This window comes from Pleomorphomonas sp. T1.2MG-36 (assembly GCF_950100655.1).
In the GTDB taxonomy this organism is placed as follows: Bacteria; Pseudomonadota; Alphaproteobacteria; order Rhizobiales; family Pleomorphomonadaceae; genus Pleomorphomonas.
The window spans coordinates 666,303-683,748 of record NZ_CATNLY010000001.1 but is presented as its reverse complement, the minus strand read 5'-3'; the positions used below and the strand labels follow the sequence as shown (position 1 = coordinate 683,748).

The 17,446-nt window shown below is 64.4% G+C and carries 12 protein-coding genes and 1 tRNA gene; 9 read left to right on the top strand and 4 right to left on the bottom strand.

Annotation, left to right across the window (positions count from 1 at the left end; all coding sequences use genetic code 11):
- Window position 1: 1 nt before the first annotated feature.
- Both QQZ18_RS03230 and QQZ18_RS03225 read left to right on the top strand, forming a co-directional pair.
- Window positions 2-1,126 (top strand): ABC transporter permease subunit, encoded by a 1,125-nt coding sequence (locus QQZ18_RS03230; protein ID WP_446728605.1) that lies wholly within the window; start codon window positions 2-4, stop codon window positions 1,124-1,126.
- 1 nt (window position 1,127) lies between these two features.
- Window positions 1,128-2,720, top strand: coding sequence for an ABC transporter ATP-binding protein (locus QQZ18_RS03225; protein ID WP_284537847.1), 1,593 nt, complete (start codon window positions 1,128-1,130; stop codon window positions 2,718-2,720).
- A gap of 79 nt (window positions 2,721-2,799) precedes the next feature.
- On the opposite strand, the gene QQZ18_RS03220 is transcribed toward QQZ18_RS03225, so the two are convergent.
- Both QQZ18_RS03220 and QQZ18_RS03215 read right to left on the bottom strand, forming a co-directional pair.
- The gene (locus QQZ18_RS03220) at window positions 2,800-4,410 is read right to left on the bottom strand and encodes a peptide chain release factor 3 (RefSeq protein WP_284537845.1); all 1,611 of its coding nucleotides are present in this window, start codon (window positions 4,408-4,410) and stop codon (window positions 2,800-2,802) included.
- A gap of 60 nt (window positions 4,411-4,470) precedes the next feature.
- Entirely contained in the window at window positions 4,471-4,869 is a 399-nt protein-coding gene (locus QQZ18_RS03215; protein WP_284537843.1) for a hypothetical protein, read from the bottom strand.
- Window positions 4,870-5,271: 402 nt separating this feature from the next.
- On the opposite strand from QQZ18_RS03215, the gene QQZ18_RS03210 reads away from it, so the two are divergent.
- Window positions 5,272-5,345: transfer RNA gene (locus QQZ18_RS03210), tRNA-Gln, on the top strand.
- A gap of 50 nt (window positions 5,346-5,395) precedes the next feature.
- On the opposite strand, the gene QQZ18_RS03205 is transcribed toward QQZ18_RS03210, so the two are convergent.
- Window positions 5,396-7,885 carry a sensor histidine kinase gene (locus tag QQZ18_RS03205; protein WP_284537842.1) on the bottom strand — a complete coding sequence of 830 codons (2,490 nt, stop codon included), beginning with the start codon at window positions 7,883-7,885 and terminating at the stop codon, window positions 5,396-5,398.
- A complete protein-coding gene (locus QQZ18_RS03200) occupies window positions 7,882-8,628 on the bottom strand; it encodes a response regulator (protein ID WP_284537840.1) in 747 nt (248 codons plus the stop codon). The genes QQZ18_RS03205 and QQZ18_RS03200 overlap by 4 nt, the downstream gene beginning before the upstream one ends.
- A gap of 212 nt (window positions 8,629-8,840) precedes the next feature.
- On the opposite strand from QQZ18_RS03200, the gene QQZ18_RS03195 reads away from it, so the two are divergent.
- From QQZ18_RS03195 to moaA, 6 genes are all read left to right on the top strand, one after another.
- Entirely contained in the window at window positions 8,841-9,872 is a 1,032-nt protein-coding gene (locus QQZ18_RS03195; protein ID WP_284537838.1) for an ABC transporter substrate-binding protein, read from the top strand.
- A gap of 53 nt (window positions 9,873-9,925) precedes the next feature.
- Window positions 9,926-12,094, top strand: a complete 2,169-nt coding sequence (locus QQZ18_RS03190; protein WP_446728593.1) for an ABC transporter permease — start codon at window positions 9,926-9,928, stop codon at window positions 12,092-12,094.
- Window positions 12,095-12,111: 17 nt separating this feature from the next.
- On the top strand, window positions 12,112-13,167 hold the full coding sequence (locus tag QQZ18_RS03185; protein WP_284537834.1) for an ABC transporter ATP-binding protein: 1,056 nt from the start codon (window positions 12,112-12,114) through the stop codon (window positions 13,165-13,167).
- A 272-nt stretch (window positions 13,168-13,439) separates the two neighbouring features.
- Window positions 13,440-14,663, top strand: coding sequence for a GGDEF domain-containing protein (locus QQZ18_RS03180; RefSeq protein WP_284537832.1), 1,224 nt, complete (start codon window positions 13,440-13,442; stop codon window positions 14,661-14,663).
- Between the two features lie 184 nt (window positions 14,664-14,847).
- Window positions 14,848-16,101 carry a molybdopterin molybdotransferase MoeA gene (locus tag QQZ18_RS03175; RefSeq protein WP_284537830.1) on the top strand — a complete coding sequence of 418 codons (1,254 nt, stop codon included), beginning with the start codon at window positions 14,848-14,850 and terminating at the stop codon, window positions 16,099-16,101.
- 305 nt (window positions 16,102-16,406) lie between these two features.
- Window positions 16,407-17,405 carry a GTP 3',8-cyclase MoaA gene (gene moaA / locus QQZ18_RS03170; RefSeq protein ID WP_284537828.1) on the top strand — a complete coding sequence of 333 codons (999 nt, stop codon included), beginning with the start codon at window positions 16,407-16,409 and terminating at the stop codon, window positions 17,403-17,405.
- Window positions 17,406-17,446: the final 41 nt, after the last annotated feature.

Here is a 17,446-nt window from a genome sequence, read left to right as displayed (position 1 = left end):
GATGACGCAAACCCTCAACGAGCCGACGGTCGCTGTTCGCGGCACCAGCCTCTGGGCCATGGCGCGGCATCGTTTCCTGCGCAACAAGGCGGCCATGGCCAGCCTCGTCGTGCTGATCGTCGTGGCGGTGTTCAGCTTTGGCGGCACCTGGGTGTATCCGCACAAGTACGACCAGATTTTCCCCTCCTACGTGGCCGTGCCGCCGTCGCTCGATCCCTATCCGCTCGAGGATACGCTGCAGCAGGTGATGCAGACGGCCGTCGAACGAGCTCGTCTGCGGCTCGATGCCTTCGATGCCGACGGTACGAGCTACACGGCGCGCATCAGCTCCGACAAGCCGATCGATCCGCGCGCCACGCGTTACCTCGACCGGCCCGACGAGTTCGACAGCGCCGAGATCGTCTCCACGCTCGATGACGGCAAGACCGTCGAGGTCAAGGGCAGGATCAACGGGCAGTATTTCCCGGTCGGTACCGACCGCAACGGCCGCGATCTCCTGCCGCGCATCATGGTGGGCGGACAGGTGTCGATCACCGTCGGCCTGCTCGCCACCTTCGTGTCGCTGATCATCGGCGTGACCTACGGTGCCGTGTCGGGATATATCGGCGGCCGCGTCGACAACGTGATGATGCGCTTCGTCGAAATCCTCTACTCGCTGCCGTTCATGTTCTTCGTGATCATGCTCGTGGTGTTCTTCGGCCGGCACTTCGTGCTGATCTTCGCAGCGATCGGCGCCATCGAGTGGCTGGACATGGCGCGTATCGTGCGCGGCCAGACGCTGTCTCTCAAGCGGCGGGAGTTCGTCGAGGCGGCGCATGCCATGGGCCTCAGCAACTGGCAGATCATCCGCCGGCACGTCATTCCCAACACCATCGGGCCGGTCGTGGTGTTCGTCACCGTGCTGGTGCCGAAGGTCATTCTGCTTGAGAGCTTCCTCAGCTTCTTGGGCCTCGGCGTACAGGAGCCGATGACCTCCTGGGGGTCGCTGATCGCCGAAGGAACAACAGGCATGCAGGCGGTTCCGTGGCTGCTGATCTACCCGGCCATCTTCTTTGTGGTGACGTTGTTCGCCCTCAACTTCATCGGCGACGGCCTGCGCGACGCCCTTGATCCGAAGGACCGCTGACATGCCCGATTCGCTTCTCGATATTCGTGGACTCAATGTCCGCTTTTCGACGCCGACCGGTGACGTCCACGCGGTGAAGGGCATCGATCTCCAGGTCAACAAGGGCGAGACGCTGGCCATCGTCGGTGAGAGCGGCTCTGGCAAGAGCCAGACCATGATGGCAATCATGGGCCTCCTGGCCAGCAACGGCCGCGCCGAGGGCTCGGCCAAGTTCCAGGGCCAGGAGATGATCGGCCTGCCGCTCGGCAAGCTGAACCGCATACGCGGCGCCAAGATCACCATGATCTTCCAGGAGCCGATGACCTCGCTCGATCCGCTCTACAAGATCGGCAAGCAGCTTGCCGAGCCGATGATGCAGCACCGTGGCCTGACGGCCAAGGCCGCGCGTATCAGGGCGATCGAGCTCTTGAAGCTCGTCAAGATCCCCGACCCGGAGCGACGCGTCGACAGCTACCCTTACGAGATGTCGGGTGGCCAGCGCCAGCGCGTGATGATCGCCATGGCGCTGGCCAACGATCCGGAGCTGCTGATTGCCGACGAGCCGACAACCGCGCTCGACGTGACCATCCAGGCGCAGATCCTGGAACTGCTCGCCGAGCTCAAGCAACGGATCGGCCTTGCCATCGTGTTCATCAGCCACGATCTTGCCATCGTGCGCCGCTTCTCGGATCGAGTGGCGGTGATGCGTACCGGCGAGGTGGTGGAGACCGGCACGGTGGCCGATATCTTCGCCAACCCGCAGCATCCCTACACCAAGATGCTGTTGGCTGCAGAGCCGACCGGCCGCAAGGCGCCACCGGCCGACAACGCGCCGATCCTGCTTGAGGGGAGGGACGTCGATGTTCGCTTCTCCATGGGCGGCGGGTTCATGGGCGGCAAGAAGCTCGACATTCACGCCGTCGATCATGTCGACATCCGCCTCAAGGAAGGCCAGACGATCGGCATCGTCGGCGAAAGCGGCTCGGGCAAATCGACGCTGGGGCGGGCGCTCTTGCGCCTCAACCACGGCACGGGCGCCATCCGCTTCGGCTTGGACGACATTTCCGAGGCGAGTCGCCAGGAGATGCGCCGTCACCGCCGGCAGATGCAGTTGGTCTTCCAGGACCCGTTCGGATCGCTCAGCCCGCGCATGACCGCCGGCCAGATCGTCACCGAGGGACTGCTGGTTCACGAGCCGCAGCTCAGCAAGTCGGATCGCGACCTCAGGGCCATCAAGGCCTTCCTGGAGGTCGGTCTCGATCCCGCGACGCGCAATCGCTATCCGCACGAGTTCTCGGGCGGTCAGCGCCAGCGCATCGCCATTGCGCGGGCGATCATCCTGAAGCCGCAGGTGGTGGTGCTGGACGAGCCGACGTCGGCGCTCGATCGTTCGGTGCAGAAGCAGATCGTCGAGCTTCTGCGCGATCTGCAGGCCAAGCATGGCCTCAGCTACCTGTTCATCAGCCACGACCTCGCGGTCGTCAGGGCGCTGTCGGACTACATCGTCGTGATGAAGGCCGGCAAGATCGTCGAGGAAGGGTCGACCGACCAGATCTTCGATGCGCCGCGCGAGAGCTATACCCGTGAGCTGATGGCCGCAGCCTTCGGCAAGTGACGTCGGGCAAGGGACCGTAAAAGAGCAAAGGCCGGGCTTGATACCCGGCCTTCTGCATTTCCTGGTTCAAGCGGCAGCGTCACGCTTCAATCGCCCGCGCCTGCGTTTCCTTGATGTCAGTGAACGTAATTTTCGGCCACTTCTCTTTGATGTAGTTGAAGGCGTAGCCGGAGGTGGCGAGCAGCACCGGATCGCCATCGACATCCTCGGCCATGCCCGAACGATTGCCGTTCTGGAAGTCGAGCACATCCTGACGTTCGCCGGCCAGCCAGCGGGCCATGTTGTACTGGCTCACTTCAAAGCCGACTTCGAGCCCATACTCCTGCTCAAGGCGCCCCTGAAGCACGTCGAGCTGCAGGGCGCCGACGAAGCCGACCAGCGCCGGTGAACCGTCGACGGGGCGGAACACCTGCACGACGCCTTCCTCGGCGAGCTCTTGCAGTGCATGCCTCAGCTTCTTGGCCTTCATCGCGTCTTCAAGGCGAACGCGACGCAGGATTTCCGGCGCGAAGCTTGGCACACCGACAAACGCAAGGTTCTCGCCCTCGGTCAGCGTGTCGCCGATCCTGAGAGTGCCATGGTTGGGGATGCCGACGACGTCGCCCGCCCACGCCTCATCGGCGATCTGGCGGTCCTGGGCGAAGAAGAACTGCGGTGCGGTGAGCCCGATCGTCTTCTGCGTCCGGACGTGCTTGACCTTCATGCCGCGATTGAGCTTGCCCGAGCACAGGCGGACGAAGGCGATGCGGTCGCGATGGTTGGGATCCATGTTTGCCTGGATCTTGAAGACGAAGGCGCTCATTTTCGGCTCGTCCGCCTTGACGATGCGGCTCGACGCTGCCTGGTCGCGCGGGGAGGGGGCGTAGGCGGCGAGGCCGTCCAGAATGTCCTTGATGCCGAAATTTCGCAGCGCCGATCCCCAGAACACCGGCGTCAGGTGCCCCTCACGGAAGGACTGAAGATCGAAGGCGTTGGTGCCCTCGGCGGCCAGATCGATTCCTTCGCGAAGCTCGGTGAGATAGCGCTGCTCAAGAAGCTCGTTGAGCTTGTCGTCGCCGATCTCGTCGCGGTGGTCATCGCCCTTTTCGTTCATCAGGCGGGTCTGGCGTCGCTTCAGGTCGTAGGTGCCGATGAAGTCCTTGCCCGAGCCGACAGGCCAGGTGATCGGCGCCGTGTCGAGGGCAAGGGTCTTCTCGATCTCGTCCAGTGTTTCGAACGGGTCGCGTGCCTCACGGTCGAGCTTGTTGACGAAGGTGACGATGGGGATGTCGCGCATGCGGCAAACTTCGAACAGTTTGCGCGTGCGATCCTCGATGCCCTTGGCCGCGTCGATCACCATGATGGCGCTGTCGACGGCGGTCAGCGTGCGGTAGGTGTCTTCGGAAAAGTCTTCGTGGCCCGGCGTATCCAAGAGGTTGAAGACGTTACCGCCATACTCGAAGGTCATGACAGAGGTGACGACCGAGATGCCGCGATCGCGCTCGATCTTCATCCAGTCGGAGCGGGTGCGTCGGTTCTCGCCGCGGGCGCGCACCTGGCCGGCCATCTGGATGGCGCCGCCGAACAGCAGCAGCTTTTCCGTCAGCGTCGTCTTGCCGGCGTCCGGGTGGGAGATGATGGCGAAGGTGCGCCGCCGCTCGATCTCGCGGTGAAGCCGCGCTTCGGCGGAGGTGGATTCAAGGCTGCTCATCTCATGGTTCTCGCGGCGGTCCCGGAAAGGCCGCCAAACCACAACGCGGCGGCCCGTTTGTCAACCGTTTCGGGCGATTTCTTCGCCATCTTCCGCCGCGCGAGGCTTCTCGAGAGCGGTTTTGAGAAAAGCGTGAATGTCAGCCGTGTCGAGCAGGGCCTCGACATCCTTGCGCGCGCGATCGCCAACCTTGTCGAGCAGCAAGCCGCGCGCCGTGTCGACGCGCCATACGAGGTCGCGAAGCGCCATGGTGGCGGTGCGGCTGGCCGAGGTCCAATCGGTTGCTTCGCCCACCAGGGCGCGGGCCACGCTGACGATGGCCGAATCACGCGTGAGTCGGCAGCCCTCGCTCCCCGACGCGTCGACCCCGGCCAGCACGAGCTGCATCAGGCGCAGCAGCGCACCGCTGTCGTCGGGCGCTCCCGGCTCTTTCGGCGGGAGATCTTGGGCAAAGTCCATCCACGGCATCGGGGTGCAGCGTAGTCCATCATCGGCGACTGAGGGGCGTCGCTATCGTTGTTCTGGGCCGGGGGAACCTTGCGGCGTCCGGTATCTTGGCGCGATCGCGTAGCCGCCATAGTGGCACGGAAAGGCCGGATGCGTCAGGCCGCGGCGCGACTTTTGGCGATGGCCTTCTTAATATACCCTAAAGCCTATGGTCATTTGTGACATACGTAGTAAGTGCTAGGGATTGCATGCATCTCATGGAGACGCGTCGATTGTTCCTATTTCTTGGTGTCGCACGGTCTCCAGCAAGAACCTTTGCCGGCGCCTTGACACGGTGTTTTCGATCGGGTACCAGAACGCCGCAGCCGACGAAGCGATGCTTCGCCGCCGCCTCCGAAACCGTCGGAGTCCCGCTGGGGGATAATTTAACGGTAGAATGACGGACTCTGACTCCGTTCGTCTTGGTTCGAATCCAGGTCCCCCAGCCAATCTTCCTTTCATCGGATATGATGCTCGCCTGCGGGCGGCTGTTGGCTTGTTAGTGCTTGAGCTGACTGCAGCTTTCGTCTGAAAGCGTGTCGAGCGTCAGCGGCTTGTCCGACAGCCTGAGCCGATTCCCGTATCGGTTTCCGAACGGCGATATCTCCGGCAAATGGCCCGAAACCACGAAGACGACAACGTCGGGATCCCGGTTGAGGGCCTGTTCGGCAACCTGCCAGCCCGCCGTTTCGGTGCCAAGATGCAGGTCGGTGATCACCGCTTCGAAGCGCCGTTCGCCGGCCAGGCAATCGAATGCCGCGTCCGCGGTCGAACAGAGCTGGACGGTGGCGCCGGCCTTGGACAATAGGTCCAGCGACTGCCTGGCATCGGCCGGATCGTCTTCCACCAGCAGTATGCTGCGCCAGGGGAGGGACGGCGCCGGAAGGCCGGCCGCCGGCTCGCTACGCGGCAGGATGAGTCGCACTGTGGTGCCCACCCCCTCCTGCGACTCGATCTGGACGTCGCCGTTGGACTGCCTGATGAAGCCGTAGACCATCGCCAGACCCAGGCCGGTTCCCTTTCCGTCGGCTCTGGCGCTGAAAAACGGCTCCATGGCATGGGCCAGCACGTTCGGCGTCATGCCGAGGCCGGTATCTTCTATTGTCAGAATGGCGTGTCCGTCCTCCGAGGGCGCGAGCGCGATGGTGATGTGGCCGCTGCCCGGAATTGCCTGGGCGGCGTTGAGGCAGATGTTGATAATGGCGCTCTCGAGTTGGCCGGCGTCGACGCGAACGACAAGATCTTCGTCGGCCGGCTGGACGCTCAGACCGATATTCTCCCGCAATGTCAGATAGATCAGGTCCGTCAGCCCCTCGACCAGCTCGTTCAGTTCGATGAGTTCGGGTTCGAGATGCTGCCGCCGGGCGAAGGCGAGCAGCCTTTGGGTCAGCGACGTGCCAACCTCGACGGCGCTGGCGACCGAGCGGCGAAGTTCGCGGCCGCGCTCGGGAGAGGCGGCTTCCAGCATGTGCATGCTGCTGGAAATGGTCGAGAGAATGTTGCCGAAGTCGTGCGCTACCTCGCCGGAAATCTTGGCGAGTCCTTCGATGCGTTGGATCTGCTGCATCCTGTCCTGAAGCTGCCGGCGCTCCGTCGCGTCGGAGAAAAGGGCCACGGCGCCGCCGGCCGGCAAGGCTCGGTCGCGGCGCTCGATCGTACGCCCTTCGGGATCGGTCAATTCGGCATAACCGGCCGCCGTAGCGGTTGAACGCCATCCCTTCGCCCTGAGCAGCCGGTCGAGATCGATCGGTCCGGTCAAGCTGGAAAGGGGCAGGTCGAGCACCTCGGCCAAGCGGTCGTTGGCGGCGGTGATGCCGCCGCCGGAGGCAAAGACGGCAACTCCGTCCGACATGCCGCGCACCATGGTTTCCAGAAGGGCCGTCTGACGGATCCTCTGGCGATGCGCCCGATCGAGCCGGATGGCATTGGCGCGAAACACTCGAAAGGCCCGGAGCAACTTGCCGATCTCATCGCTCTTGCCGTAGCTGCGCGGCAGCGAACTGGTGCGATCGCCGGCCGCAAGGCGCATCATGCCATCGGCGATGGCCGAAAGGTTGGCTGTGACGTAACGGGCAACGAACTGGGCCGTGAACAGTGCGATGGCCGTACCGATCAGCATGACGACCAGAATCGTGCTCTTGGCGACCGAGATCATGGTGGTTGTGCTGGTCAGTTCGCTGGCGATTTCCTTTTGTGCGGTGGCGGTGACGGCCGCGGCGTAGGAGCTGACGATCTCCGCGCCGATGCGGATGCGCACCAAGGCGTTGGCCGCCGCGACGCGGTGGGCGAGTTCCCGCCGCCGGAGTTCGAACAACCCATCGTCCCCCTCGGCGAACGCCGCCAGCCGGTCACGGGCCTCGCGGCCGCTCTCGGTGGCAACCGGCGGCAATCTGCGGGTGAGACCGTAGAACTCGCGCTGGAACTCGCCGAGGCCGATCAGGTTCTCGGCGCGGCCTGCTCCGAGCAGGGCGGAAGCGACGCGTTGAAGCGTCAGCCACTCGCCGCTCTCGTCGAGGGACTGTCCGCCGGTTGCCGACAGCAGCGCAAGGCGACGTTCCTCGCGGGCGACCTCGGCGTTGAGGCGCAGGATGCGATCGAGCAATGCCGATCGGGACTGGGTCGCCGAGAGAAGGTCGAACACCGCCAGGCGCATTCTCATGAGATCGGCGGCGATTCCCGGCTGGAGGTCGGGGCGATTCTCGATGTTGGCGATCAGGCCGAGGATATGCTCGCCTTCCTGATGAACGCGGAAGGGGCTGTCGAGGGCCAGGAGGAACGGCATGCGGGTGGCGAGGTCGGCCGCGTCGCTGGACAGGCGAAGCGCATCGTCGACCTCCGCCAGCGTACCGGTGTTCAACGTCTTGAGGCGGTTTTGCCCGCCCTCGAGCGTGATCCAGGCTATTGCACCGGCAAAGCAGGTCAGCAGGGCCAGGATCGCCAACGCCGATTGCAGGCGGACACGGACCGACAGGGTGGCGGGTGTGCTCACGGCTGGCTCCGGTCGTCGGTCACGAAGATGTAGCCCTGGCCGCGGCGGGTTTGCAGGTACATGGGTTTGGAAGGAACGGTCTCGATCTTGCGGCGCAGCCTCAGGATCAGGACGTCGATGGTTCGGTCGACGTAGGTGGAGAGGTCGCTGCCGAGCTCCTTGAGGAGTTCGACGCGCGGAATGATCCGGTCCCGGTTCCGCACCAGATACTCCAACAGCCTGTACTCGCCGTTGGTGAGGGGAATCTCGCCACCGTCCGATGCGAGGAGCTCGCGCCGTGTCAGGTCGAGCGTCATGTTGCCGAATGTCTCGATCTGGTGGCCGGAGCGGTCGGTTGCCGGCGCCTTCCATCCGGAACGCCGAAGGACGGCCCTCAGCCGGGCCAGCAGTTCGCGCGGGTTGAACGGCTTCATCAGGTAGTCGTCGGCACCGGTTTCCAAGCCCTCGATGCGGTCGGTTTCGGTTCCCCAGCCGGTCAGCATAACGATGGGGATTCCGAGCCGGGCTCGGATCTCCATCGCCAGATCCAGCCCCGACTCGCCGCCGAGGTTGAGATCGATGAGCGCGAGATCGAGTCTCGGCGGCGGGTCGAGCCGGCGGTAGGCAGCCACATCGGGCAGGGACAGTGTCGCAAAGCCGTTCTCGCCGAGCAGGGCCGTCATCGTGCCACGCAACTCGTCGTCGTCGTCGATGATCGCTACGGTGGCTCCACCGGAAGAGGTGCGGTCATGGTCATGGGTCATGGACCATCAATCGCCGATGTGGGGCGTCTCGGAAATTCGCCGTCAGTCGCGGTGACGCGCTTTGAAGGACGTTTTGGCCGGGCTTGAAACATTGTTCATACAAAACCGGGCGATCCCGGCCGTTTCCCGACCATTGGGGTCTGGTCTCGGAACCGGCCTGCGTGCCACGTTTCGTCAGCCCCGGACGAGGACCGGGGGAATGGGAGGAAAACATGATCCGTCTTTGCACTGTCAGCGCCATCGCGCTGGCGGCCGGTATTTCCGTATCCGCAGCCGGGGCCGCCACACTGAACGTCGTCTGTTCCAACGAGCAGGCGTGGTGCGATCTGATGGCTCAGAACTTCAAGATCGATACCGGCATCGACGTCGCCATGGTTCGCAAGAGCACCGGCGAGGTGCTGGCGCAGATCCGCGCGGAAGCCGGCAATCCCAAGATCGACGTGTGGTGGGGCGGCACCGGCGACCCGCACATGATCGCCGCGGCCGAGGATTTGACCGAGGCGTCCGGCGTCGATACGTCGCAGTTGCTCGGCTGGGCGCGCAACATGGCGGACATGACCGACGGCAAGGCCATCGGGGTCCACGTCGGCCTGCTCGGCTTCATCTACAATACGGAAGTCGTGGCGGCGAAGAAGCTCGATGCGCCGGCCTGTTGGCGCGACCTTGCCAAGCCGCAATACAAGGGCGAGATTCAGGTGGCCAATCCGAAGTCATCGGGTACGGCCTACACCGAGCTTGCCACGCTGGTGCAGTTGTTCGGCGAGGATGAAGGCTTCAAGCTGCTGGCCGAAATCGGTGCCAACATCAATCAGTACACCAAGTCCGGTTCGGCGCCGGGCAAGGCGGTGGCGCGTGGCGAGACCACGATCGGCATCGGCTTCATGCACGACATGGTGAATCTGAAAAAGCAGGGCTTCCCGGTTCAGATCGTCGCGCCCTGCGAGGGTACGGGGTATGAGACCGGCGCCGTCAGCGTCGTCAAGGGCACGCCGCACAAGGAAGAGGCCAAGAAGTGGGTCGAGTACGTCATCTCGGCCGATGCCCAGTCGGCAGGCCTTGAAGTCGGCGTCTACAACATTCCCTCGAACCCCGGCGCCAAGACCGATCCGGATGCGCCCGACATGGCCTCGCTCAAGCTGATCGACTACGACTACAAGACCTACGGTTCGTCCGAAACCCGCACCCGGCTGCTCGAACGCTGGGACGCGGAGGTGAAGAACGCCGGCGGTCAGATTCAGGAATAATCCGTCGTACACCGGCCCGTTCCCATCGTGGAGCGGGCCGAATTTCCTTCAGGATGAATGGCATGAAACGCACGGCGGGGCTCTGGCTCCTGATCGGCCTCATTGGCTATGCCCTGTTGCCCTGGTATCTCGTGGGCGATCCCGGCTTCTGGCGGTTCGGTTGGCTGGCCGACCCGCTGCACCTCGGGCCATCGGCTCTCGTGTCGATGCTGGAAGGGCGGTGGTGGCTCGCGGCCCCGCTCGTCGGTTTTGCCGCCGCGGCGGTAGCCCTGGGGCTCGGCGGGCGACAGCTCTCGGTGGCTCGCGGTCTCGTGGCGTCCGGCGTGCTGGGCCTCTTTCTCATGGCGGCGCAGGGGCTTCTGATACTTGGTCATGGCCCACGCCTTGGCATACCGGAAGGCGCCAGCCAGCCCGGCATGGGCGCTGGCGCGCTGGTTGTGGCCGCCGCGCTGCTGTTCGTGCTGACGACGGGTGTTTCCGGGCTCGGCAGAGGGCGGGGCGATGCCTTCATCACCGGGCTGGTCGGCGCCATCGTGGCGCTCGTCGGCCTGTTCGTCTTCTATCCGATGGCCTTCGTGCTGGTGCGGGCCTTCGAGCTTCGCAATGGTGCCGGCTTCGGCGTCAGCGAGTTCTTTCCGCGGCTGTTCTCGCCGGAAATCTGGAGTGGCGCCTGCATGGTCGGCGCGGGCTGGTGCGGCCCCGCCGTGAACTCGGTCATTCTGGCGCTGGCAACCGCCGCCGGAACGACCTTGCTGGGACTCGCCTTCGCGCTGATCGCCACGCGAACCGAGTTCCGCGCCAAGAAGCTACTCCGCATTCTCTCCATCCTGCCGATCATCACACCGCCCTTCGTGATCGGTCTTGCGCTGATCCTGCTCTTCGGCCGTGCCGGTACGATCACCGTCGGTCTCTATGAGATCTTCGGGATAGAGCAAAGCCGCTGGCTCTACGGCTTCTGGGGGGTCTGGCTGTCGCAGATGCTGTCCTTCACGCCGATCGCCTTCCTGGTGCTGATCGGCGTTGTCGAGGGCGTCAGCCCGTCGATGGAGGAGGCGAGCCAGACGCTCGACGCCGATCGTTGGCAGACCTTCCGCTATGTGACGTGGCCATTGATGCGCCCGGGGCTGGCCAACGCCTTCCTGCTCGCCTTCATCGAAAGCCTCGCAGATTTCGGCAATCCTCTGGTGCTCGGCGGCAATTTCGACGTGCTGTCGACGGAGATCTACTTCTCGATCGTCGGCACCGTTGCCGATCCGGCCCAGGCGGCCATCCTGTCGGTGACGCTGCTCGCGCTGATGCTGACGGTCTTCCTCATCCAGCGGCAGTGGGTCGGCAAGAAGAACTACGCGACGGTCACCGGCAAGGCCGACTCGGGACGCAACGCGGCACTGAATCCCGTCCTGCGCTGGACCTGTTACGGCGTTGCCATTCCCTGGGCGATCTTCACTGCGATGATCTACGTGCTCATCATCTTCGGCAGCTTCGTGAAGCTATGGGGCTACGATCACAGCTTCACGTTCGAGCACTATGTGCGCGCCTTCAAGATCGTCTTCCGCAACGGCATTCATTTTGTCGGCTCGGCCTGGGACAGCTATTTCACCACGCTGTGGATCGCCGGCATCTCGGCGCCGCTGACGGCGGCGGTGGGCCTTGCCACGGCCTATCTGCTGGTCCGGCAGAAGTTCGCTTTCAAGAACGCGTTCGAATTCTCGACCATGCTGTCTTTCGCCATTCCCGGTACGGTGATCGGCGTCGCCTATGTGATGGCCTTCAACTTCCCGCCCGTCGAGCTCACGGGAACGGCAATTATTCTGGTCATCGTCTTCGTCTTCCGCAACATGCCGGTGGGCGTGCGTGGCGGGATCGCCGCCATGAGCCAGCTCGACAAGTCGCTCGATGAGGCGTCGATCATGCTGGGGGCCAACAGCTTCACCACGCTGCGCCGGGTCATCATGCCGTTGATGGGACCCGCCATTCTCGCGGCGCTGACCTATAGCTTCGTGCGGGCCATCACCTCGGTGTCGGCGGTCATCTTCCTCGTCTCGGCGCAGTACAACATGGCGACGGCCTTCATCGTCGGCCGGGTCGAGAATGGCGAATACGGCATCTCCATCGCCTACGCATCGGTGCTCATCGTCACCATGCTGGCCTGTATCCTCTTGATGCAACTGTTGATCGGGCGCCGTCGTCTGCGCCGCGCCGATCGCGTTGAAGCCCATTGATCCGGGAGCGAACTCCGATGTCTGAAAAAGGTTCCGTCCAGTTCCAAGGCGTCACGAAGCGCTTCGGCGAAGTGGTGGCCCTGAAGCCGCTGGATCTCGACATCCAGCCGGGTACGCTGGTGACGCTGCTCGGTCCGTCCGGCTGCGGCAAGACCACGACCTTGCGCCTGATCGCGGGTCTCGAGAGCGCGTCCGAGGGGCGCATTCTGATCGGCGGCGCCGACGTGACGCACCTGTCCGCCACCTATCGGCGCGTGTCGATGGTCTTCCAGTCCTACGCGCTGTTTCCCCACATGACCGTTCTGGAGAACGTCGCTTATGGCCTCACCGTCAAGCGGGTGCCGAAGGCCGAGGCCCAGGCACGGGCGGAGGAGGGCCTGGCCATGGTCGGCCTCGCCGGCTTCGGCAAGCGCTTGCCATCTGAGCTCTCCGGCGGCCAGCAGCAGCGCGTCGCCGTGGCCCGCGCCGTGGTTCTGGAGCCCGAGGTGCTGCTGCTCGACGAGCCGCTCAGCAACCTCGACGCCAAGCTGAGGCGTCGGGTGCGCGAGGAGATTCGCCAGATCCAGCAGCGGCTTGGATTGACGGCCGTCTACGTGACGCACGACCAGGAAGAAGCGATGGCCGTTTCCGATCGGATCATCGTCATGAAGAATGCCGAGATCGCCCAGGAGGGAACGCCGGAAGACCTGTACGAGCGGCCCGCCTCGGCCTTCATCGCCGACTTCATCGGTGACGCCAACCTGATCGACGTCGAGGTGGCGCCTGATGGTGCGACCACCGGCGTGGAACTGCTCGGGCGTCGGATCGAACTGCCGCTTGCAACGTCGATCCGGGGCGCGGGCAAGCTGGTGCTGCGGCCGCATCAGATGACGATCTCCGCCGAGCCCACTGCTCATTCCCTGCCGGCCGATGTCACCTACGCCGCCTATCTCGGAAATCAGATCCAGTATTCGTTGGAGACCCGGGCCGGGCCGCTGTTCGCGTCGGTGGCGCCGCGTGCGAGGCCCTTTGCGGTCGGCGAGCATGTCCACGTGGGCTTCGACCCGACGGACCTCAGGATCGTTCCCGCATAGGACGGCTGCCAGCAGCACCCCGACCGTTCGGGGCGCGAGCTTCCGGCTTGACTCCGAGTCTTCATGACCACGCCCTGACATCGCAACGGACCGGCAGCGGTCCGTTGCGATGTCGCTGTTCGTCAAGAGTTGCGGCCTGGATTCATCTGACCTTTAGATTCAGCCTGTTACACAGGTACGAGAGGAGTCCCCGATATCGTCGGATCGGAGCGACGCGTCCTGCGCGGATTGTGTTGCCGCGTTGGGCTTTGCGCGGGGAGTTGGAGAGCGACGTGGTCGGCCTCAGCGAGTTTCTCGATATCCCAACCCTCCTCTTCACGGTGGCGGCTGCAAGCTTCTGCATCTTCGTCAGCCTGGTCCTGACCTGGTCGTCCGTCCGCGGCGAGACCTGCATCCTGTCATGGGCGGCCGCCTTTGGCCTTGCCATCCTGACCATGCTCCTGGTCGCTCTGCGCGGCCTCGTGCCGCATGGCCTGTCCGTGACCGTCGCCGACACCGTCCTGATGGCGTCCTTCGGTTTGCTCTGGCTGGGCTACCGTCAGTTCGTCGGCCTCGACAACGGTCGGGGGCGTTGGATCGCCGGCATGGGCGCGCTGATCTGGATGGTCATGGCGGCGGGAACGCCTCTTCTCGACGACATGAATGCCCGCATGGCCGTCCTGTCGGGCATGGAGCTCGTGTATTTCCTTTTCATCATCGCCGATCTCGTTCGCCACCATCGGAAAGAGCCCTTGCCATCGGTGGCCCTGACGACGGTGGTCGTCGGCGTTCACGCCGCGATGCAGGTCTACTGGGTCGTCTCGGCGATCGTCGCCCCGATCGAGCCCGCCACGATCGTCCTGCCCAACAGTCTGGTCATGGGACTCAGGTTCACCGAGTCGTCGATCTTCGTGGTCTTTCTCGGCCTTTTGCAGTTGGTCGTGATCGGGCAGAGATCGGAGCGGCGCTACCGTATCGCCGCGGAAACCGACTCTCTGACCGGCCTTGCCAATCGGGGGCGCTATTTCGATCGTACCGAGGAGGCTCTGGTCAGGGGTGCCGCGCGCGGCGCTCTGATCCTGTTCGATATCGATCACTTCAAGTCAATCAACGATACCTATGGGCACCCTGCCGGGGATCGGGTGCTGATCGAGTTTGCGGCCATCGTCGAAGCAACGGCTTCGGCCGATGACATCGCCGCCCGCATAGGGGGAGAGGAGTTCGCTCTCTTCCTGACGCATGCAACCACAGACGAAGCGGTCAAGATAGCCGATCGCGTCCGTCTGGCGACCGCCGGCCTTCGCGTCGTCGCCGCCACCGGCCTCGTGAACCTGACCGTCAGTTGTGGCGTTGCCGGCATCAGCGAGACCGGAGCGGACTATCAAGCCCTGCACGTGGCTGCCGATCGCGCGCTCTATGTCGCCAAGGGAGCGGGGCGCGATAAGGTCGCGGCCCACCGGCCGTCGGCCTCGGGGGCAGGAGCGTGCCCTGGTCCTGCGGTCATACCCGCCCGCTGAAAACGTCGGCTACCCTGACCATGGCTTCCGGCTGGCGTTTCCCAAGCGACTTGGCCGATAATGCCTTCGGATTTCCCAGGAATCGCGCGCGAGGGCGTTCCATGATCGAGTTACATATCCGGGGGCGAATGGGCGCCGACACGCACATCGATCCGGGCAGGTTCTCGCCTCTGGAGGCGAGGTGATGGTGCAGTTGAGTTCGGACGCCTTCGCTGTCGGCGGCGAGCTGATGTCGGTCGAGGGTGCCCTTGCCCTGATCGCCAGCCGGGTCCCACCTCTCAGCGAGACGGAGAGGGTGAGCCTCGTCGATGCGGACGGGCGCTTTCTCGCCTCCGACCTGATCGCTCCGATCGACCTGCCGATATTCGACAACTCGGCCGTCGACGGCTACGCCGTGGCCCATGCGGATCTTGCGACCGAGGGGCCGACCGTGCTGCCGGTCGGAGCCAGGATCGCGGCGGGCCAGGCGCCGCTCGACGCTGTCGTCCGGAAAAGGGCGGCTCGCATCTTCACCGGCGCGCCCATGCCGCTTGGTGCCGATACCGTCTTCATGCAGGAAGACGTGACCGTCGGCCGGGATGGCCAGGTCGAACTGCCCCCAGGGCTCCACAAGGGTGCCAACTGCCGCCCGCGAGGGGAGGATATCGCGCGCGGAAGCGTGGCCCTCTCGGCTGGCCGGCGACTTGAACCGCGCGATGTTGCGCTCATTGCCGCGCTCGGCGTTCCCACCGTCGAGGTCTGCCGACGGCCTCGCGTCGCCGTGTTCTCGACCGGCGATGAACTGCGCGATCCCGGACAGGCGCTCGGCGCCGCGGCGATCTACGATTCCAACCGCTTTTCCCTTCAGGTCATGCTGAAGCGGGCCGGATGCGAGGTGACCGACCTCGGCATACTCCCCGACGATCGCGGCATCACCGTCGAGCGCCTCGATGATGCCTCCCGCTCATACGATCTCATCGTGACGTCGGGTGGCGTTTCCGCCGGTGAAGAGGATCACGTGCGGGCCGCCATCGCCGCCAACGGCTCGCTCGTCTTCTGGCGTCTCGGCATCAAGCCGGGGCGGCCGCTGGCCATGGGAATCATGAACGGCACGCCGCTGGTTGGCCTGCCTGGCAACCCGGTCGCGGTTTTCGTCACCTTCGCGCACGTTCTGCGGCCGCTGGTGACCGTGATGGCGGGCGGAAGGCCGTCGCCGCTTGTCGCCATGACCGTTGTTTCCGGTTTCGACTACACCAAGAAAGCCGGCCGGCGGGAATATGTTCGCGTGTCCCTCGACCATTCGGAGGGGGCGGTAGTGGCAAGGAAGTATCCGGTCGACGGTGCCGGCGTTCTCACCTCGCTGACCAGAACGGACGGAATGGTCGAGCTTCCCGAAGCCTGTACGGACGTCCGGGTCGGCGATCCGGTGTCCTTTCATGCCTATGCTCAGCTCGATTGACTGCAGTCTCCGAGCCGTGGCGCATGACCGAATCTCTGGAAGAAAACCTACCGATCCGGATTTGTCACTTGGGTGACAGCCTTTCCGCTTGAGCCGGGATAGATGGCTGACGTGGGAGAGCGTCGGCCGGATCGAGAGGTTCATTCGGTCGGACGGCGTTGCGGCGGACCGAGTGCCCGTTTTGCGGCCGCGACGATAGGGAGGCCTCTGTCGTGCGGTTCGGATGAAGGAGCGCTTGGGGCGTGCTGACGCGGGGAGCGATGCCCGGCGTCCGTTGGAGTGGCAAGACCTGTAGAGAGTGAAGCATGCAGCCCAGACTCGTTGACGACTTCGGTCGAACGATCACCTATCTCCGGGTCTCCGTGACCGATCGGTGCAACTTGCGTTGCGGCTACTGCATGGCGGGAGAGGTTTCGTTTTCGCCGCGACGGGATGTCCTGACCATCGAGGAACTGGAGTTCCTGACGTCGGTCTTCATTGAACGCGGCATACGCAAGGTCAGGGTGACTGGCGGCGAGCCGCTGGTGCGCAAGGGCGTCATGCACCTGTTCCGGGGACTGTCGCGCCATCTCCGGAGTGGCGACCTCGACGAACTGTGTCTGACGACCAACGGCATTCTCCTGTCCAAATACGCGGGCGAGCTCGCAGACTGCGGTGTTCGTCGGGTGAACGTGTCGCTCGACACCCTCGACCGCCGACGGTTCGCCGAGATCACGAGCGGCGGTGACCTCGACGAGGTCCTCGCGGGGATCGAGGCTGCCCGCGACGCCGGGCTGGCGATCAAGCTCAATGCCGTCGCCCAGAAGGGCTACATCGAGCGAGACGTCCATAGCCTCGTGCAGTTTGCCCAGGATCGCCATTTCGACATCTCGTTCATCGAGACCATGCCGCTTGGCGAGGTCAAAACCAGCTGCGCGGACCGCTATCTTCCGCTCTCGGAATTGCGCCAACTCATCGAGCGTCGCTGGATGCTCGCCGACATCGACGCGTCGACGGGCGGCCCCGCGCGCTACGCTCGCGTGGAAGAGACCGGCGGCCGGATCGGCTTCATCACCGCGCTGAGCGATTGCTTCTGCGAAACCTGCAACCGCCTTCGCCTGAGCGCCACCGGAGCGCTCTATACCTGTCTTGGTCACGACGACTTCACCGACCTCAGGGCGATCATTCGTCGGGAGGACGGGGCGGTCGGTCTTGAGGATGCCATCCACGCCGCCGTCGCGGGCAAGCCGAAATCCCACGAGTTCGGCAACAGCCCTGGCCGAGAGCCGGTGCTGAAAAGATACATGTCGGCCCTGGGCGGATGACATCGCAAAAGGGCGGGCACCGGATCGCCGTGGCGAGCGAG